Below are 18103 nucleotides of genomic sequence, written 5' to 3' on the forward strand. Positions count from 1 at the left end.
CGGGTCGCGCATCCGATTGCGTTGCGCGCGAGGAGCACCATGCACCAGATCATCATTATCGGTTCCGGCCCCGCCGGTTTCACCGCGGCGATCTACGCCGCGCGCGCCGGCCTGAAGCCCCTGCTCTTCGCGAGTTCCGTGGCGGTCGGCGGCGAACTGATGAACACCACCGAGGTCGAGAACTTCCCCGGGTTCCCCGAGGGCATCCAGGGCCCTGAGCTCATGCAGCGCATGCAGGAGCAGGCCGAGAAGTTCGGGACGCAGGTGGTGTACGACGACATCACCGAGGTCGATTTCTCCGGCGACGTGAAACGCGTCACCGCTGGGGACGGCACGGTCCACGAGGCCGAGACCGTCATCTACGCGACCGGCTCGGCCAATCGCAAGCTCGGGATCGCCGACGAGGACCGCCTCTCCGGCCACGGCGTTTCCTGGTGCGCCACGTGCGACGGCTTCTTCTTCCGCGAGAAGACGATCGCGGTCGTCGGGGGCGGCGACTCCGCGATGGAGGAGGCCACGTTCCTCACCCGCTTCGCCGACAAGGTCTACGTGATCCACCGCCGCAGCGAGCTGAAGGCGTCGAAGATCATGCAGGAGCGCGCCTTCCAGAACGAGAAGATCGAGTTCATCTGGGATTCCGAGGTCGCCGCGATCCACGGCGAGAACGAGGTCACCGGCCTCACGCTACGCAGCACCGCGGACGGATCCGAGCGCGAACTCCCGGTCACCGGCCTGTTCGTGGCGATCGGCAACGATCCGCGCACGCACCTCGTCCACGGCAAGCTCGAGCTCACCGCCGAGGGCACGATCGCGGTCGACGGGCGCACCTCGCGCACCTCGGTCCCGGGTGTCTTCGCGGCCGGCGACGTCGTCGATCCGACCTACCGCCAGGCGATCACCGCCGCGGCCTCCGGCACCGTCGCGGCGCTCGACGCCGAGCATCACCTCGCGGCGCTCGAGCAGGAGCGCTCGGCGCTCTCGGCCGTCTAGGCCGCACCGGCACGACCCACCAAGAATTCACGCAACTTACTGATCAGGGAGTCATCATGAACGAACCCATCATCGTCGACGAGCAGACCTTCGACAAGGTCGTCCTGCAGAGCGAGATCCCGGTCCTCGTGGACTTCTGGGCCGCCTGGTGCGGTCCGTGCCGCGCGGTCGCGCCGGTGCTCGACCAGATCGCCGGCGAGCAGGAGGGCAAGCTCCTCATCGCGAAGCTCAACGTTGACGAGAACCCGAACCTCGCGGCGAAGTACAAGATCACCTCCATTCCCGCGATGAAGGTGTTCAAGAGCGGCGAGGAGGTGCGCGAGATCATCGGGGCCATGCCGAAGCCCATGATCGAGGAGCACCTCAACGGCATCATCTGAGCCGCGCACGCGCAAACACGGGCGGGGGGGGGGGCGTAGGAGGATGGGGGCGCCCAGCCCCCGGGGGCCCCCGCCCGCCCCCCCCCCGGGGGGGCCCCCTCCCTTCGGGGGCGCGGCCCCGCCCTTCTGCTGCGCCGCGCCTCCGGCCCGGACTACGCCGCTTCGCGCTCCGCGAGCTCGGCCAGCCGGTCCACGGAAGCCCGCAGGGCATCAGCCGTGAACTGCCTGGCGCGATCAAAACGAGACTCGTCAGTGAGGCCGCTCCAGTCATAGGTGTGGCGCACGAGCGTGCCGCCCTCCTGCGGCTCGAGTTCCCACCGCCACAGGTGGCCGGGCGCCGGTTCTCCCGGCGGGTTCGGCATCCAGGCGATGCGTCGCCCCTCCTCGAACTCCACGATCCGGTTCTCTCGCACGCGGTCGCCCGTGTTGGTCATCACGAACACGTCACCGACGGCGCGCACCCGCTGCCCCGGGGCCGCCTCTGCCAGGTTGTCGTTGCCGTCCCAGCGCGGCTGCTGCGCGGGGTCGGCGATGAGCTCAAAGATCGCCTCGGCGGGGGCCGCGACGACACGTTCGACGGATACGATCTTGGTTTCCTCGGTCATGCCGCTAGTCAAGCACGCGCGCCTGTGATGCGCGACACAGAAATCCTCGCTGAGCTGGCTAGTTCTTGCCGAACCCGGGGTCGCCGAGCTCGCTGAGGATCCGCTTCAGGTCCGCGATCGTCGCGAAATCAATGACGATCTGCCCCTTCTTCGCCCCGAGCTTCACGGCGACGCGCGTGTCGAAGCGATCGCCGAGGCGTTCGGCGATCTCGCCGAGCTGGGCCTGCACGCCGCCGGCGCGAGGGCGCGGGGCCTTCCGCTGCGGTTCCTCGCCCGCCGCGGATTCCGCGGCTCGCACCGAGAGCCCCTCGTTGACGATCTTGTCAGCGAGGCGCTGCATGGCCTCGGCGTCGCCGTCGAGCGAGAGGATGGCGCGCGCATGGCCCGCGGTGAGGACACCGGCCGCAACCCGCGCCTGCACGGGCTCGGGGAGGCGCAGGAGCCGGATCGTGTTGGAGATCTGCGGGCGCGAGCGGCCGATGCGCGTCGCGAGCTGCTCCTGCGTGATCCCGAAATCGGCGAGCAACTGCTGATACGCCGAGGCCTCCTCGAGCGGGTTGAGCTGGGCGCGATGCAGGTTCTCGAGGAGCGCATCGCGGAGCATGTGCTCGTCCGCCGTGAGCCGCACGATCGCGGGGATCGTGTCGAGGCCGGCGCGCTTGGACGCGCGGAGTCGGCGCTCGCCCATGATGAGCTCGTACTTCGGGCCGGTCTTCGGCGCCGGATCGATCTTCCGGACGACGATGGGCTGGAAGACGCCGAACTCCTTGACGCTGTGCGTGAGCTCGTCGAGCGCTTCCTCATCGAACTCGGTGCGCGGCTGCACGCGGTTGGGGACGATGTCCTCGACCGCGAGGCGCGTCAGGCGGGCGCCGGGCACCTCCTGGAGCGCCTCGTCGTTCGCCGCGGTGTCCGCAGCGTCGACCGGAGCCGCTGACCCGGTTGCTGCCTCGGCCGTCTCCACGACCGTGTCATCGCCCTCGACCGGCGCGACCGCGGCGGGGAAGAACACGTCGACCGGGCGCTCACCGCTCGCGGGTGACTGGGGGATGAGGGCCCCGATCCCGCGGCCGAGCCCGCCACGCTTCTTCGTCGCCATCCGCTACGCCTTCCCGTTGTTCTGTGAGTGTGAGTCCGTGGACTGCTGGTTCTGCTGGTTCTGCCGGTTCTTCTTCGCCTGCTTCTTGGCCGCGCGCTCCGCCTTGGCGCCGCGCTCCGCGATCTCGGCGGCGGATTCGAGGTAGGCGAGGGCGCCGATCGAGGCCCCGTCGTAGGCGTGCACGGTCTGGCCGTAGCTGGGCGCCTCCGAGATTCGGACCGAGCGCGGGATCACGGCGTCGAGCACCTGCTCGGGGAAGTGCGCGCGCACCTCCGTCGCCACCTCGTGGGCCAGGTTGGTGCGGGCGTCGTACATCGTGAGCATGATCGTTGACACGCGCAAACCGGGGTTGAGGTGCTTCTGGATGAGCTGGATGTTGCCGAGCAACTGGCTGAGCCCCTCGAGCGCGTAGTACTCGCACTGGATCGGGATCAGCACCTCGTCTGCGGCGACGAAGGCGTTGACGGTGAGGAGCCCGAGCGACGGCGGGCAGTCGATGAAGACGTAGTCGTAGCGCTCCTCGGCCGCGTCGAGGAAGGTCTGCAGAGCCGTGCGGAGGCGCTGCTCCCGGGCCACGAGGGAAACGAGCTCGATTTCGGCGCCGGCGAGGTTGATCGTCGATGGGACGCAGACGAGGTTCTCGTGATCCGTGGTGGGCTGCATGGCGTCCTCGAGCCCGAGCTCACCGAGCAGAACGTCGTAGATGCTCGTGACCTCGGGGCGATGCGGCACCCCGAGCGCCGTCGATGCGTTCCCCTGCGGATCGAGATCGATCACGAGGACGCGCGCGCCGCGGCGGGCGAGTGCGGCCGCGAGGTTGACGGTCGTCGTCGTCTTGCCGACGCCGCCCTTCTGATTCGAAACCGTGATCACGCGTGTTTTCGCGGGCAATGGCGAAACGGTTTCGGCCAGCTTCCGGCGTCGCCTGACCTTGTCAACGAGGTGATCGCCGACGAGGGAATTCTCGGTCTCAGCCATGTCTATCGATTTTAGCCCGAAAGACGCGCGTGCTCTCCTCCAGTTGTCCGACACCGAGCTCTTCGACCGCGATTTCGCTCAGGCGGTGCTTGCGGAGCACCTTCGCCGCCGCGTCGATCTCGTCTTGCACGGATGTCCCCTTGAGGAACAGCATCTCGCCGCCGTCGCGGAGGAGGGGCGCGGTGATCGGGACGAGCTTCCGCAGCGCTGTGACCGCGCGGGCCGTGACCTGGTCGACCTCGAATGCGTCGTGGTACTCCTCGGCCCTGCCTCGCTTGATCTCGACGTTGTCGAGCCCGAGGCGCTCCACCTGCTCGGCGAGCCAGGCGCAGCGGCGCTCCATCGGCTCGATGAGCTTGAACTGCGCGTCGGGCCGGACGATCGCGAGCACCAGTCCAGGCATTCCGCCGCCCGTGCCGATGTCGGCGACCCGTGCGCCCTCGGCGATCAGGGGAGCGAGGAGCGCGCTGTTGAGCACGTGGCGCGTCCAGAGGCGCGGCGGCTCGAGCGGACCGATCAGGCCGAGCGGCTCACCGCGCTCGCCCAGATCCGCGGCGAAGGCGCGCAGCACCTCAATGCGGTCACCCGCGAGTTCGACGGCCGCGGCCGGCTCCTGCTCGATCTCGGTCACTCTCTCTCCGCTCTTCTGCCCTGGAAGACCATCGGCCCGCGCGCAGGCGGGCCGATGGGTTTCACGTGAAACGTTGGGGCCCTCAGGCCTTGCTGATGACGAGGCGGCGATCCCGGCCCTCGCCACGCGACTCCGAGTGGTAGCCGCGTTCCGCAACGTCGTCATGGACGAGCTTCCGCTCGTAGGAGGACATGGGCTCGAGCGCGATCTCCTCGCGGCCGGCAGCGATCTGCGCGATCGCGGCGTCGACGGTGCGCTTGAGCTCCGTGGCGCGCGCGTCCCGCGAGCCGCCGATATCCACGATCAGGCGGGAGAAGCGTCCGGTCTTCGCCTGCACGGCGAGCCGGGACAGATCCTGCAGGGCCTGCACCGAGTCGCTCGAGGCGAGGCGGTCCAGATTCTCGTCGCCGCCCGTGACGGACACGTAGACGCGGCCGTTCGCCACCTCGATGTCGATGTCTCCGTCAAGATCGGCGATGTCCAGCAGGCCCTCGATGTAGTCCGCGGCGAGATCGCCGTCGGCCTCGAGCTCCTCGAGCGTCAGCTCTTCAGTTCCTCGGTCAGTGCTCATCGCGTGATCACTTGCCCTTCTTCTTGGCGCGCTTGGCGCTCATCGGCTGGACGCGCTGGCCCTGCTGCGGGTCGGGAAGGACCTCGCCACGAGCCTCTGCGCGCTTCTCGTCGTCGGTCTTCTTGCCCTTCGCCTTGAGACGCGCCTGGCGCGCACGGTAGGCCTCGCTGCCCGGGGTCGGCATGTTCCGGATCACGATGAACTGCTGGGCCATCGTCCAGATGTTCGAGGAGAACCAGTAGATGTTGAGCGCGAGCGGGAACGCGACGCCCGAGAACAGGAACGCGAACGGGATGATGTAGAGCAGGATCCGCTGCTGGCGGTACATCGGCGAATTCTTCGTCTCATCCGAGACGTTCTTCGACATGATCTGCAGCTGCGTGAAGAACTGCGACGCGATCATGAGGATCATGATGAGTCCGAGGAGCACCACGACAACCCAGTTGCCGGACTCCCAGCCCTGCGTGAAGGTCATCTTCAGCGGCGCGCCGAACATGCTGGCGCTGTTGAAGCTCTTCGTGAGCTCCTCGGTCATGAAGCCGATACCGGTCTTGTTCTCGGCCGCGTGGCGGAGCACGTAGAACAGCGAGAAGAAGATCGGCATCTGGATCAGGATCGGCAGGCACGAGGAGAAGGGATTCGTGCCGTGCTTCTTGTACAGCGCCATGGTCTCGCGGCTCATGGCCTCGCGCGAGAACTGATCCTTCTTGCCCTTGTACTTGTCCTGGATCTTCTTCATCTCGGGAGCGAGATCCATCATGCGACGCTGCGAGCGGATCTGACGCACCGTCACCGGGATGAGCGCCGAACGAACCACCACCACCAGGCCGATGATCGCGAGGACCCAGGTGAGGCCCGCGGCCGGGTCGAGCCCGAGCCAGGAGAATGCCTGATGCCAGACCGCAAGCACGAGCTCGACGAGCCAGCGCAGGGGCCAGAGTATGGTTTCGAAGAAGTCCACCGGGGTCAGACCTTTCGCTCTTTGGGGCGGACGAAGCCGCGGTTGTTGATCACGAAGTTCGGTTGAGCCCGCGGTGGCACGTCATCGACGCCGCCGGGACTGAAAGGGTTGCAGCGCAGGAGTCGCCACGTGGTGAGCACGACGCCGAGGACGAATCCGCGAAGTTGCAGTGCCTCAACAGCGTATCGGGAACACGATGGATAGTACCTGCAGACCTGCCCGTAGAGCGGGGAAATCAGCTTCCGGTACAGATGCATGAAGGCGAGCGCTGCGTTGCGGGGGAGGAGCCAGAGCTCCTGCGCGACGCGGATCATTGCTGGTCCCGCGGCGCCGTGCCCCGGAGCACTCGCGCGAGCGAGCGATGGGTCTCGGCCTCGAGTTCCGCGAACGGCGCATCGGCGGCGGCCGGGAGCACGCGGAACACGATGTCGTAGCCGGCGAAGCCCTCCTGGAGCCTGCGCTCGCTGATCGCTTTGAGCCTGCGCCGGACCAGGTTCCTGGTGACGGCGTTGCCGACGGCTTTGGAGACGATGTAACCGAAGCGCGCGGGCTCACCGGGTGTACGCAAAACCGCGTGGGTGATGCAGTACGCACCACCCACGCGGCGACCCGAGCGCACGACGCGCCGGTAGTCATCGCCCCGCGTGATGCGATGCCGTTTCGCAGGCATGCCGATCCGGGGCAGAAGAGAATTAGGCCGTGAGCTTCGCGCGGCCCTTGCCGCGGCGCGCTGCGACGATGGCGCGGCCGGCGCGGGTGCGCATGCGGGCGCGGAAGCCGTGCACCTTGGCGCGGCGGCGGTTGTTGGGCTGGAAGGTACGCTTGCTCATAATGAAGACTCCGTGACTTTTGGAACATATCCCCGGGGCTCTGTGGCCGTCGAGGAAGTCGGATCTGGGCAGGGCAACAGCGGGCTGCCGCCCATACAAGGAAGTCAGTCTACGCCCATAATCCCGCATCGTCAAAGCAGCAGTTCGCTGTCACGAGCTCGGGGCGCCACGGCGGGGGCCCGACGCAGCGCCGTGTGAAATCAACTTGCCTGTGGACAAATCTCTGACTACCGTTGGCGCATACCTTCTCATTTAACGCCTGATCCGCATAATCTCAGGGTTTTTCCTCCCGTTTCCTGTGGATAAAGTTGTGAGAAACGCTGTTGATACCACGATATGAGAACGAGCCAGGTGCCACGTGACTGAGGACGAAGTTCAGGAAGTCTGGGGTCGGGTGACCCAGGCGGTCATGGCCGACCCATCAGTTGGCCCCGCCGTGGGCGCGCAGCTCGCGCTTGCCGTTCCGCGGGGAATCGCGGCCGGCACCCTCTACCTCGCAGTGCAGCTCGAGTTCACGCTGAAGCTGCTCGAGAACCGCCTGCGTCCGGCCATCATGACGGCGATCGCCCAGATCCCCGAGGCCTCGGAGATCGTGAACTTTGTCGTTCTCGTCGATGAGGAGGCGCATCCGCCGCTGGATCCCGAGCCGGAGATCGAGCGCACGGGTCCCCCCGCGACCCCGTTCACTCCCGCGGGCGGTGCCGAGGGAATGGGCTCCGGCAGCGGAGGCGTCGCGCCGGGACGCCATCACGAGTCCACCGCTCGCCCGGTCGACGAGCCCCGTCGGCGGCACGGCGTCGAGGAACCCGTTGATAGCCGGCTGAACGAGAAGTACCGTTTCGACAGCTTCGTGATCGGTCAGTCGAATCGCTTCGCGCACGCTGCCGCCGTCGCGGTCGCCGAGGCACCGGCACGCGCCTACAATCCGCTCTTCATCTACGGCGATTCGGGCCTCGGCAAGACGCACCTTCTCCACGCCATCGGTCACTACGCCCGAGAGCTGTTCCCCGACGTCCGCGTCCGCTACGTGAGCTCCGAGGACTTCACGAACGACTTCATCAACTCGATCGCGAACAACCAGGGCGCCGCGTTCCACGCCCGCTATCGCAGCGTCGACATCCTGCTGGTCGACGACATCCAGTTCCTCGCGGACAAGGTGGAGACCCAGGAGGCGTTCTTCCACACCTTCAACACGCTGCACGATCACAACAAGCAGGTGGTGATCACGAGCGACGTGCAGCCGAAGCAGCTTCTCGGCTTCGAAGAGCGGATGCTCTCCCGCTTCGAGTGGGGACTGCTCACCGACATTCAGGTGCCCGACCTCGAAACCCGGATCGCGATCCTCCGGAAGAAGGCCCAGCGCGAGCACCTCGAGATCGATGATTCGATTCTTGAGTTCATCGCGAGCAAGTTCACCTCGAACATCCGTGAGCTCGAGGGCACCCTCATCCGCGTGACCGCCTACGCGAGCCTGAATCAGCAGCGCATCGACATGAATCTCGTGCACACGGTGCTGAAGGACTTCATCACGCTCGACGCGGACAACGAGGTGCAGCCGGCCGACATCATCAGCAGCACGGCCGAGTACTTCGATCTCTCGGTCGACGATCTCTACGGGCCGACACGCGCGCAGCAGATCGCGACGGCGCGCCAGATCGCGATGTATCTCTGCCGCGAGCTGACGCCGCTCTCCCTTCCCAAGATCGGGCAGCTCTTCGGGGGCCGGGATCACACGACGGTGATGTATGCCCACAAGAAGATTTCCCAGTTGATCGCGGAGCGTCGCTCGATTTACAACCAGGTGACCGAGCTCACGACACGCATCAAGCAGGGTTCTCGCTAGGTTCTTATCCACAGAATTCGAGAGACCTGTGGATAGTTGGGGACAACTCGGACAAAATTGTGGATGGTTTCGGGACCCCTGTGGAATCTCCGCGTCGGGCATTCTCGCCCGCCATTCCGCGGATCGGGATTCGTCCACGGCCCGTCAACAACTCACAAGTTTGTAGTTCCCAGTCGGGAACAGTGATCCACCGAGTTATCCACAGTATCCACAGCTGTTAACACTGTTAACACATCAATGTCTTTTCACGGGGCACTCGATCACGCACTGCGTGAACCTCGTCCGGGACGTTTCTTGTCACTTTTCAAGTGGTCCGAGAACCACAGCTTCACCGCGCCCGGATGCCGCGCTCCTCCGAATATGCAAAGATTGTGAGGCCAGCTAGCTCCGCGCCTTCGCGGAGCGGATTCGGGAGGGAAGCCAGATGCGATTCACCGTCAATCGTGACGTGTTCAGCGAGGCCGTCTCGTTCGCAGTGAAGCTCCTTCCCCAGCGCCCCACGCAGCCGCTGTTGAGCGGCGCTCTGATCGAAGCCGAGGGCGAGTCCCTCACGGTGTCGTCATTCGACTACGAGGTCTCCGCGCGCACCTCGATCACCGCTGTGGTGACCGAGCCGGGTCGAGCCCTGGTTTCCGGTCGGCTGCTCGGTGAGATCGCCTCGCGTCTTCCGCACTCCGACGTCGAGGTTTCGCTGCTCGACACCCGCGTCGAGGTCCGCTGCGGGACCGCCTCGTTCAGTCTTCCGGCGATGCCGGTCGAGGAGTACCCCCAGATTCCCCGTGTTGACACGGTGTCGGGGTCGGTTCCGGCGGATCTGTTCGGCGACGCGATCGGTCAGGTGTCTCTCGCGGCCTCGAAGGACGATGTGACGCCGGTGATCACGGGCGTTCAGTTCGAGATCGACGAGAACTCGCTCACCATGACCGCGACCGATCGCTACCGCGTGGCGACCCGTGGAATCGACTGGGAGAACGAGGGCGGCGGTGAGAAGCTCAGCGCTCTCGTGCCCTCGAAGATCGTCACCGAGGTGGGGAAGACTTTCTCCGGCGATGGTCAGGTGCAGGTTTCGATCGTCAAGGATTCGGAGCGCGAGCTCATCGCGTTCACGGGCGGGACGAAGACCGTTACCTCCCTCCTGATCAAGGGCAACTACCCGCCCGTTGGCAGACTTTTCCCTGATAGCGTCGATAATTACGCCGTCGTGAACACCGCAGAGCTCGTTGAGGCCGTGGGCCGCGTCGGCCTCGTTCTCGAGCGCGAAGCCGCGCTCCGGTTCTCCTTCGCGGAGGGCACCGTGACCCTCGAGGCCGCCGGCACCGAATCGGCCCAGGCCGTCGAGACCGTTGACGCACACCTGGTCGGCGAGGACATGGTGGTTTCCCTGAAGCCGCAGTTCCTGCTCGACGGGCTCCGCTCCACGCACTCCGAGTTCGCGCGCATTGCGTTTACCCGCACCGACAACCCCGGCAAGCCGGGCCCGGTGCTCATCACCAGCCAGCGCAGCAAGGACGAGGCCGACGAGGAGAGCTTCCGCTACCTGCTGCAGCCGAACCTGCTGCAGCCGAACCTGCTGCTGCGATAGGTAGCTCATGCGAGTCGCTCGCCTTTCGCTTCGCGACTTCAGGAACTACCCCACCGCCGAGGTCGAATTCTCTGCGGGGCCGAACCTGATCATCGGCCCCAATGGTCAGGGGAAGACGAACCTGATCGAGGCCATCGCCTATTTTTCGGGATTGCGCTCTCACCGAGTGAGCAGCGACGCACCGCTCGTGCGCGCCGGGGCCAGCGCGGCAATCGCGCGGATGCGGCTCGAGGCGGCCGGTCGAGATGTGCTGCTCGAGTTGCAGATCAATCGAGAGGGTGCGAACAAGGCGCAGGTCAATCGCAATTCTGTGCGTCCACGAGAGGTCACCAGATGGTTTTCCTCGGTGTCGTTCGTCCCGGAAGACTTAACAATCGTTCGTGGAGAGCCCTCAGGACGGCGTCGCTTTCTTGATGAGGCACTCGTCTCACGCCATCCCATCGCCTCAGGCGTGCTCTCGGACTACGAACGAGTGGTACGACAGCGCACTTCGCTTCTGAAATCCGCCCGATCGGGGAGCGCTCGGGCCGTAGAGGCCACCCTTCCGGTGTGGGACGAGCAGCTCATTGAGACTGGCACCCAGATCATGCTCGCGCGTCGGGAGCTGATTCGAGATCTGTCCGGTCCGCTTCGGGACGGTTACCGTGCGCTCGTCGACGCGGATCATCTTCCGGGTCTCTCGCTCAGCGAGTCCGTCTGCACGGCACTCGATGCGGATGTTTCACGTGAAACCCTGACACTCGAGGATCTTGCGAGTGTTTCACGTGAAACGCTCGCGCATGACTTCCGGGCCGCGCTCGCGGAAGTTCGCGGACGGGAGCTGGAGCGTGGTGTCACGCTCGTCGGCCCGCACCGTGATGATCTTGAGTTGACGCTGAACGCCCTGCCGGTAAAGGGATACGCGAGTCATGGGGAGTCCTGGTCCTTTGCGCTCTCCTTGAAGATGGCGCTCGCGGCGCTCTTGAGTGAGGAGTCGCCGGCGGGCGATCCGGTGATTATTCTCGACGACGTGTTTGCTGAGCTGGATCTCGGCAGGCGCGGTCGGCTCATGAGTGCGGTGAGCGGCTATGAACAGGTCATCGTGACGGCCGCCGTTGAAGAGGACATCCCCGAGGGACCCAGCTGGCGGCGGATCGCCATTGCGGCCGGCGAGATCGTCTCCGATTCCGGCCCCTCGAATGATGCTCTGACCTGGGATTCTCAGCCAACCCGCGCGGCCCAGGCCGAGGCACCACAGGGAGACACCCTGGTCGAAGCTCGTCCTGGCCAGAGCGACATGGCGACAAGCTCGCAGAGCCCGGGTGCTCGTGCGGCGGAGGGGGACGGTGAGCGCTCGGACGGTGTTTCACGTGAAACGCAGGCCGGCCGGGAGGAAGACCACTCGGGGGAGTCGGGTCTCGGTGACGCCGATGTCGCAGCTTCCACCGAGGGTGACGAATCCCTATCTCCCGACGTGGACCCGGACTCCTCATCGTTGGGGGTTGCTGGTGTACGGCCGGGCCCGGGAGAGAAGTTGGGGATGTCGCCGATTCCCAGCAATACTCACTCCGAGCACGTTTCACGTGAAACGATGCTTCGCGACGCGACAGCTGTAGATGCGGGAGATCACGCCTCCGAGTCGGACGCCGCTGAGGCCGGATCCGCGCCGTCCCCGGAACAGGAGGAGGGGCGGCAATGAGACCGGCGGGCGAGCCAGGCTTTGCGACGGAGAGCTACCTCCGCGCAAAGTCGGTCTGGCGTGGCCGTCCGGTTCGGCGCCGTCGGAAGTTCGCGGACGACTCTCCCGGGGGGAAGCCATTTGGCGGTGGTCGTGATCCTCGAGCGCTGGGAGACGTGCTCGTGGTGATGGCGAGTGAGATGGGCTGGAGCGTCGAGCTCGAACAGGCCCGTGTGATCACCGAGTGGCCGGAGTTCGCCGGCGAGGCGACGGCAGAGCACACGAGCGTGGTGGGAATCTCGAATGGGGTGCTCCAGGTGCAGTGTGATTCCACCACCTGGGCCACGGAACTCCGACGTCTTCGCGCGGAGATGCTCACGCGTCTCCTCACTGAGTATCCCGAGAGCGAGATCCGGGACCTGCGTTTTCTTGCCCCCGGTGCGCCAAGCTGGCGTCACGGACCACGCACGGTGCAGGGGAGGGGGCCGCGGGACACCTATGGGTAGTCCGTTGCACCGTCGGGCGGCCTGTCGCAGCGACGGCCAATTGACCCGTACGGTCCTGCTCTCGACCCGCACGGAGCCTGTCTGAGAGCTGGTCAATTCGGCGTTCTGACACAGAAATGTCGTTGTGGGGGATCGATCCCTTTGAAAATCCGCTATTCTCCGGCCCGTTACAGGCGATTCGGCAACCCAAACTTGATAGACTGGGATGCGGAAACGTCCGGCGTGCTGAACGTGCGCTGAGGGGCCAGAGAAGGATTAATCACAGGCATGAGTTCAGAACAGGCTTCGGCCGCGGAAGAATACGGCGCCGGAGCAATCCAGGTACTCGAGGGTCTGGAAGCTGTTCGCAAGCGTCCGGGCATGTACATCGGCTCGACCGGCCCGCGCGGCCTGCATCACCTGGTCTACGAGATCGTCGATAACTCGGTGGATGAGGCGCTCGCGGGATACTGCGACACGATCGACATCACCATTCTCGCTGATGGCGGGGTGCGCGTCATTGACAATGGCCGTGGAATCCCGGTCGATATGCACCCCACTGAGGGGCGCTCGACGGTCGAGGTTGTGCTGACGGTGCTCCACGCTGGCGGCAAGTTCGGCGGCGGTGGGTACGCGGTTTCGGGCGGCCTGCACGGCGTCGGTTCCTCCGTGGTGAACGCGCTCTCCTCCCGCTTCGAGGTGTCGGTGAAGCGTCAAGGTTTCACGTGGAACATGTCGTTCACGGGGAGCGTCCCGGACGCGCCGCTGGCGAAGGGGGAGCCCACGGAGGAGACGGGCACCACGATCACCTTCTGGCCGAGCGCTGAGATCTTTGAGACCGTCGACTTCGACTATCAGACGCTGCGCACCCGCTTCCAGCAGATGGCGTTCCTCAATAAGGGACTCAAGATCATCCTCACCGACGAGCGACCCCAGGAGCCGGTCGAGAACGAGGAGGGCGAACTCGTCACGCCCGCCGCGCCGAGTGACACCTTCCTGTACGAGAAGGGGATCGAGGATTACGTTCGCCACCTGAACGCGGCAAAGCGGGCCGACCTCGTGAACGAGGAGATCATCTCCTTTGAGTCCGAGGACACCGAGCGCAAGATCTCCGCGGAGATCTCCATGCAGTGGACCACGGCGTACACGGAGAGCGTCCACACCTACGCGAACACGATCAATACCCACGAGGGTGGCACGCACGAAGAGGGCTTCCGCGCCGCGCTCACGACGCTGGTCAACCGCTACGCGCGCGAAAAGAACATCCTCCGCGAGAAGGACGACAACCTCTCGGGCGACGACGTTCGCGAGGGACTCACCGCGGTCATCTCGGTGAAGCTGGGGGAGCCCCAGTTCGAGGGCCAGACCAAGACCAAGCTCGGCAACACCGAGGCGAAGGCGTTCGTGCAGAAGGTTGTCGGCGATCAGCTCGGCGACTGGCTCGAGCGCAACCCCGGGCCGGCGAAGGACATCATCCGGAAGGCGATCCAGGCCGCCACGGCCCGTCTCGCCGCCCGCAAGGCGCGCGAAACGGCCCGACGCAAGGGCCTGCTCGAGTCCGGCGGGATGCCGGGCAAGCTCTCGGACTGCACGAGCAAGGACCCGACGATCTCCGAGATCTTCATCGTGGAGGGCGACTCCGCGGGTGGTTCCGCGAAGACGGGACGCGATCCCCACACGCAGGCGATCCTTCCGCTGCGCGGCAAAATCCTCAACGTGGAGAAGGCGCGACTCGATCGCGCGCTGAACAACGCCGAGGTCCAGGCCATGATCACCGCGTTCGGTGCCGGTATCGGCGAGGACTTCGACCCCGAGAAGGCGCGCTACCACAAGATCGTGCTCATGGCCGATGCCGATGTCGACGGGCAGCACATCACCACGCTGCTCCTCACACTGCTGTTCCGCTACATGCGACCGCTCATCGACCTCGGCTACGTCTATCTCGCGCAGCCGCCGCTGTACCGCATCAAGTGGGCGAACGCCGAGGACGAGTACGTCTTCAGCGACGCTGAGCGCGATCAGCAGCTCGCCGCCGGCGCCGAGGCCGGCCGCCGGCTCGTCAAGGAGAGTGGCGTGCAGCGCTACAAGGGCCTCGGCGAGATGAACCACGAAGAACTGTGGGAGACCACGATGAACCCCAAGACCCGGACCCTGCTCCAGGTCAACATGGACGACGCGGCGACCGCCGACGAGATCTTCTCGACCCTGATGGGCGAGGACGTCGAGGCGCGACGCAGCTTCATCCAGCAGAACGCGAAGGACGTGCGCTTCCTTGACATCTGAGAACCAGACCCCGGAATCCGAGACCGAGTTCGGAGTCGCCGTGGACGGCGTCCCCAGCGCGGAGCTTGCGGATCATCACCACGGCCGGATCGATCAGGTCGAACTTCGGGAGGAGATGCAGCGCTCCTACCTCGACTACGCGATGAGCGTCATCGTGGGACGCGCGCTTCCCGATGTCCGTGACGGACTCAAGCCCGTGCACCGCCGCGTCATCTACACGATGTACGACGGCGGCTACCGCCCCGACAAGGCGTTCTCCAAGTGCACCCGTGTCATCGGCGACGTCATGGGCCAGTTCCACCCCCACGGCGACACCGCCGTGTACGACTCCCTCGTCCGTCTCGTGCAGCCGTGGGCCATGCGCTACCCGCTCGCGCTCGGGCAGGGCAACTTCGGCTCGCCCGGTAACGACGGCGCCGCCGCGCACCGGTACACGGAGACCAAGATGTCCCCGCTCGCCATGGAGATGGTGCGCGATATCGACGAGGACACCGTCGACTTCAAGGACAACTACGACGGCCGCACGCAGGAGCCCACGGTACTCACCGCGCGATTCCCGAACCTGCTCGTCAACGGCTCGGTCGGCATCGCGGTCGGCATGGCCACGAACATCCCCCCGCACAACCTCCGAGAGGTGTCCGAGGCTGCGATCTGGCACCTCGAGCACCCCGAGGCGAGCCGCGAGGAGCTCCTCGAGGCGCTGATCGAGCGCGTAAAGGGCCCGGACTTCCCGACGGGCGCCCAGATCCTGGGCACGAAGGGCATTCGCGAGACCTACCGCACCGGCCGTGGCTCGATCACGATGCGCGCCGTTGTCAACATCGAGGAGATCCAGGGCCGCACCTGCCTCGTCGTGACGGAGCTCCCGTACCAGGTCAATCCGGACAACCTCGCCGTGAAGATCGCCGACCTCGTCAAGGAGAACAAGGTCCAGGGGATCGCGGACATCCGCGACGAGACAAGCGGCCGCACCGGCCAGCGCCTCGTCATCGTGCTCAAGCGCGACGCGATCGCGAAGGTCGTGCTCAACAACCTGTACAAGCACACGCAGCTGCAGGAGAACTTCGGCGCGAACATGCTCGCGATCGTCGACGGCGTGCCGCGCACGCTCGCGCTCGACGGTTTCATCACCGCGTGGACGAAGCACCAGATCGAGGTCATCGTCCGCCGCACGGAGTTCCGCCTCCGGAAGGCCGAGGCCGAGGCGCACATCCAGCGGGGCTACCTCAAGGCGCTTGACGCGCTTGATGAGGTCATCGCCCTGATCCGTCGCTCGCCCACCGTGGAGGAGGCCCGCACGGGCCTCATGTCGCTGCTCGACGTCGATCAGATCCAGGCCGACGCGATCCTGGGCCTGCAGCTTCGACGCCTCGCAGCGCTCGAACGACAGAAGATCCTCGAGCTCGCCGCGAAGCTGGAAGCCCAGATCAAGGAGTACGAGGGCGTTCTTGCTTCGCCCACGGAGCAGCGCGGGATCGTCGTGACCGAGCTCACCGAGCTCGTGCACAAGTTCGGCGATGATCGCCGGACGAACATCCTGCACGGATTCGACGGCGACATGTCGATGGAAGACCTGATCCCCGAAGAGGAGATGGTCGTCACCGTCACGCGCGGCGGGTACGTGAAGCGCACGCGCATCGACAACTACCGTTCGCAGCACCGCGGTGGCAAGGGCGTCAAAGGCGCACAGCTCCGCGCGGACGACATCGTCGAGCACTTCTTCGTCACGACGACGCACCACTGGCTCCTGTTCTTCACGAACACGGGCCGCGTGTACCGCGCGAAGACCTACGAGATCCCCGAGGGCGGTCGCGACTCGAAGGGCCAGCATCTCGCAAACCTGCTCGCGCTCGCACCCGACGAGGCGGTCACCCAGATCCTGGACATCAGGGACTTCGAGGCGGCCGGCTACCTCGTGCTCGCGACCCGCGACGGACTCGTCAAGAAGACGGCGCTGTCCGAGTACGACACGAACCGCACTGGCGGCATCATCGCGATCAAGCTCCGCGAGGGCGACGAGCTCGTCTCCGCACTCGTCGCCGAGGCCGAGAACGATGTGCTGCTCGTCTCTCGCCACGGAATGTCTGTCCGATTTACCGCATCTGATCAGGCACTTCGTCCGATGGGCCGGTCGACGAGCGGCGTTCGCGGAATGAACTTCCGCGAGGGCGACTCACTCCTCTCCGCCTCCCGCATCGACGAGACCGGTGGCTTCGTCTTCGTGGTGACGGAGGGTGGCTACGCGAAGCGGACCGCGGTGAGCGAGTACCGCGTGCAGCAGCGCGGGGGCTACGGCATCAAGGTGGCGAAGCTGGACGAGAACCGCGGCAACCTGGTCGGCGCGCTGATCGTGGAGGAGGCCGATGAGGTGCTCGCCGTGCTCGCGAGCGGCAAGGTCGTGCGTTCAGACGTCGCGGAGGTTCCCGCGAAGGGACGTAATACGATGGGGGTCGTGTTTGCGCGGTTCCCAGAGGGTGACCGTATTATTGGCATCGCGCGAAACTCGGAACGCGGACTCGACGAGGATGAGACCGAGGTTCCGGAGACCGAGCAGCCTGAGAACGGGGAAGACCTGAATGACTAACACTGTTGCCGACAAGCTGGCCAAGAAAACCCGCAAGAAGGCGCCGTCCAAGCAGGTCCGCCTGAAGCTCGTCTACGTCGACTTCTGGTCGGCCGTGAAGTTCTCCTTCCTGGTCTCCATCTGCATGGCGGTTGTCGGCATCGTGGCGACGATTCTGATCTACACGGTCCTCATGCAGACCGGCGTCTTCGGCCAGGTGGACTCGCTGTTCATGGACATCGTCGGCGAGGAGAACAGCCTGATGAAGTTCATCGGCTTCCCGCAGGTCCTCGGTTTCTCCGTCGTGGTCGGGATCCTCAACACGATCGTCGGCACCGCGCTCGGCGCCGTGGGCGCGCTCGTCTACAACCTGCTCGTGCGCGTGCTCGGCGGCTTCCAGCTCGGATTCACCAGCAACTAGTTTTCGCACACGCTGCTCACGAGGGCGCGGCATCGCTTCGGCGGGCCGCGCCCTCGCTGCGTGTGGGGGTGCGCCCGGCATCGAGTCCCGGCGTGCGACGAGGTGCGGATGCCGCGCGGACGGATCGCAGCTGGGTCGCAGCTGGATCGAGCGCTGATCGGGGCGGCAGGCGCGGGGGCCGATCGGAGGTGGCGGGCTCGAACGGTTCGCGGATCAGATCGGAT

The 18103-nt window shown here is 65.7% G+C and carries 18 protein-coding genes; 9 read left to right on the top strand and 9 right to left on the bottom strand.

The features are described 5' to 3' along the window. Positions 1 to 39: 39 nt before the first annotated feature. Positions 40 to 990, top strand: a complete 951-nt coding sequence (gene trxB / locus JD292_RS07780) for a thioredoxin-disulfide reductase (RefSeq protein ID WP_200132169.1) — start codon at positions 40 to 42, stop codon at positions 988 to 990. Between the two features lie 56 nt (positions 991 to 1046). Then, complete coding sequence (trxA, locus tag JD292_RS07785; RefSeq protein ID WP_200132170.1) at positions 1047 to 1370, top strand: thioredoxin; 324 nt, start codon at positions 1047 to 1049, stop codon at positions 1368 to 1370. Positions 1371 to 1522: 152 nt separating this feature from the next. On the opposite strand, the gene JD292_RS07790 is transcribed toward trxA, so the two are convergent. The 9 genes from JD292_RS07790 to rpmH form a co-directional block, all read right to left on the bottom strand. Further along, a complete protein-coding gene (locus JD292_RS07790; protein WP_200132171.1) occupies positions 1523 to 1975 on the bottom strand; it encodes an SRPBCC family protein in 453 nt (150 codons plus the stop codon). 58 nt (positions 1976 to 2033) lie between these two features. Beyond that, positions 2034 to 3074, bottom strand: coding sequence for a ParB/RepB/Spo0J family partition protein (locus JD292_RS07795; RefSeq protein WP_200132172.1), 1041 nt, complete (start codon positions 3072 to 3074; stop codon positions 2034 to 2036). Positions 3075 to 3077: 3 nt separating this feature from the next. Further along, positions 3078 to 4052, bottom strand: coding sequence for a ParA family protein (locus tag JD292_RS07800; RefSeq protein WP_200132173.1), 975 nt, complete (start codon positions 4050 to 4052; stop codon positions 3078 to 3080). Continuing rightward, a complete protein-coding gene (rsmG, locus tag JD292_RS07805; RefSeq protein WP_369411193.1) occupies positions 4045 to 4683 on the bottom strand; it encodes a 16S rRNA (guanine(527)-N(7))-methyltransferase RsmG in 639 nt (212 codons plus the stop codon). The genes JD292_RS07800 and rsmG overlap by 8 nt, the downstream gene beginning before the upstream one ends. Positions 4684 to 4765: 82 nt before the next feature. Next, a complete protein-coding gene (locus JD292_RS07810; RefSeq protein ID WP_200132175.1) occupies positions 4766 to 5254 on the bottom strand; it encodes a Jag family protein in 489 nt (162 codons plus the stop codon). Between the two features lie 7 nt (positions 5255 to 5261). Next, on the bottom strand, positions 5262 to 6215 hold the full coding sequence (gene yidC / locus JD292_RS07815; protein WP_200132176.1) for a membrane protein insertase YidC: 954 nt from the start codon (positions 6213 to 6215) through the stop codon (positions 5262 to 5264). A gap of 5 nt (positions 6216 to 6220) precedes the next feature. Continuing rightward, the gene (yidD, locus tag JD292_RS07820; RefSeq protein WP_200132177.1) at positions 6221 to 6529 is read right to left on the bottom strand and encodes a membrane protein insertion efficiency factor YidD; all 309 of its coding nucleotides are present in this window, start codon (positions 6527 to 6529) and stop codon (positions 6221 to 6223) included. Continuing rightward, entirely contained in the window at positions 6526 to 6885 is a 360-nt protein-coding gene (gene rnpA / locus JD292_RS07825; RefSeq protein WP_200132178.1) for a ribonuclease P protein component, read from the bottom strand. The genes yidD and rnpA overlap by 4 nt, the downstream gene beginning before the upstream one ends. 22 nt (positions 6886 to 6907) lie before the next feature. Then, a complete protein-coding gene (gene rpmH / locus JD292_RS07830; protein WP_187554654.1) occupies positions 6908 to 7045 on the bottom strand; it encodes a 50S ribosomal protein L34 in 138 nt (45 codons plus the stop codon). A 358-nt stretch (positions 7046 to 7403) separates the two neighbouring features. Between rpmH and dnaA the strand changes: the two genes are divergently transcribed. The 7 genes from dnaA to JD292_RS07865 all read left to right on the top strand — a co-directional run bounded on the left by dnaA (position 7404) and on the right by JD292_RS07865 (position 17879). After that, positions 7404 to 8888, top strand: coding sequence for a chromosomal replication initiator protein DnaA (gene dnaA / locus JD292_RS07835; protein ID WP_200132179.1), 1485 nt, complete (start codon positions 7404 to 7406; stop codon positions 8886 to 8888). Positions 8889 to 9312: 424 nt separating this feature from the next. Further along, positions 9313 to 10470, top strand: coding sequence for a DNA polymerase III subunit beta (dnaN, locus tag JD292_RS07840; RefSeq protein WP_200132180.1), 1158 nt, complete (start codon positions 9313 to 9315; stop codon positions 10468 to 10470). 7 nt (positions 10471 to 10477) lie between these two features. Next, positions 10478 to 12148, top strand: coding sequence for a DNA replication/repair protein RecF (gene recF / locus JD292_RS07845; protein WP_200132181.1), 1671 nt, complete (start codon positions 10478 to 10480; stop codon positions 12146 to 12148). After that, positions 12145 to 12633, top strand: coding sequence for a DciA family protein (locus JD292_RS07850; protein ID WP_200132182.1), 489 nt, complete (start codon positions 12145 to 12147; stop codon positions 12631 to 12633). Before recF ends, JD292_RS07850 begins: the two co-directional genes overlap by 4 nt. A 267-nt stretch (positions 12634 to 12900) precedes the next feature. Then, on the top strand, positions 12901 to 14895 hold the full coding sequence (gyrB, locus tag JD292_RS07855) for a DNA topoisomerase (ATP-hydrolyzing) subunit B (protein WP_200132183.1): 1995 nt from the start codon (positions 12901 to 12903) through the stop codon (positions 14893 to 14895). A gap of 40 nt (positions 14896 to 14935) precedes the next feature. After that, the gene (gene gyrA / locus JD292_RS07860; protein WP_200132261.1) at positions 14936 to 17479 is read left to right on the top strand and encodes a DNA gyrase subunit A; all 2544 of its coding nucleotides are present in this window, start codon (positions 14936 to 14938) and stop codon (positions 17477 to 17479) included. Further along, on the top strand, positions 17472 to 17879 hold the full coding sequence (locus tag JD292_RS07865; protein WP_200132184.1) for a DUF3566 domain-containing protein: 408 nt from the start codon (positions 17472 to 17474) through the stop codon (positions 17877 to 17879). The genes gyrA and JD292_RS07865 overlap by 8 nt, the downstream gene beginning before the upstream one ends. Positions 17880 to 18103: the final 224 nt, after the last annotated feature.

The organism is Leucobacter edaphi, from assembly GCF_016522535.1.
Taxonomy (GTDB): domain Bacteria; phylum Actinomycetota; class Actinomycetes; order Actinomycetales; family Microbacteriaceae; genus Leucobacter; species Leucobacter edaphi.

Excerpts from the sequence above, each read along its gene's own strand:
- trxB (WP_200132169.1), top strand. The coding sequence starts at position 40 with ATGCACCAGATCATCATTATCGGTTCCGGCCCCGCCGGTTTCACCGCG.
- trxA (WP_200132170.1), top strand. The coding sequence starts at position 1,047 with ATGAACGAACCCATCATCGTCGACGAGCAGACCTTCGACAAGGTCGTC.
- JD292_RS07790 (WP_200132171.1), bottom strand. The coding sequence starts at position 1,975 with ATGACCGAGGAAACCAAGATCGTATCCGTCGAACGTGTCGTCGCGGCC.
- JD292_RS07795 (WP_200132172.1), bottom strand. The coding sequence starts at position 3,074 with ATGGCGACGAAGAAGCGTGGCGGGCTCGGCCGCGGGATCGGGGCCCTC.
- JD292_RS07800 (WP_200132173.1), bottom strand. The coding sequence starts at position 4,052 with ATGGCTGAGACCGAGAATTCCCTCGTCGGCGATCACCTCGTTGACAAG.
- JD292_RS07810 (WP_200132175.1), bottom strand. The coding sequence starts at position 5,254 with ATGAGCACTGACCGAGGAACTGAAGAGCTGACGCTCGAGGAGCTCGAG.
- yidD (WP_200132177.1), bottom strand. The coding sequence starts at position 6,529 with ATGATCCGCGTCGCGCAGGAGCTCTGGCTCCTCCCCCGCAACGCAGCG.
- rnpA (WP_200132178.1), bottom strand. The coding sequence starts at position 6,885 with ATGCCTGCGAAACGGCATCGCATCACGCGGGGCGATGACTACCGGCGC.
- rpmH (WP_187554654.1), bottom strand. The coding sequence starts at position 7,045 with ATGAGCAAGCGTACCTTCCAGCCCAACAACCGCCGCCGCGCCAAGGTG.
- dnaN (WP_200132180.1), top strand. The coding sequence starts at position 9,313 with ATGCGATTCACCGTCAATCGTGACGTGTTCAGCGAGGCCGTCTCGTTC.
- recF (WP_200132181.1), top strand. The coding sequence starts at position 10,478 with ATGCGAGTCGCTCGCCTTTCGCTTCGCGACTTCAGGAACTACCCCACC.
- JD292_RS07850 (WP_200132182.1), top strand. The coding sequence starts at position 12,145 with ATGAGACCGGCGGGCGAGCCAGGCTTTGCGACGGAGAGCTACCTCCGC.
- gyrB (WP_200132183.1), top strand. The coding sequence starts at position 12,901 with ATGAGTTCAGAACAGGCTTCGGCCGCGGAAGAATACGGCGCCGGAGCA.
- JD292_RS07865 (WP_200132184.1), top strand. The coding sequence starts at position 17,472 with ATGACTAACACTGTTGCCGACAAGCTGGCCAAGAAAACCCGCAAGAAG.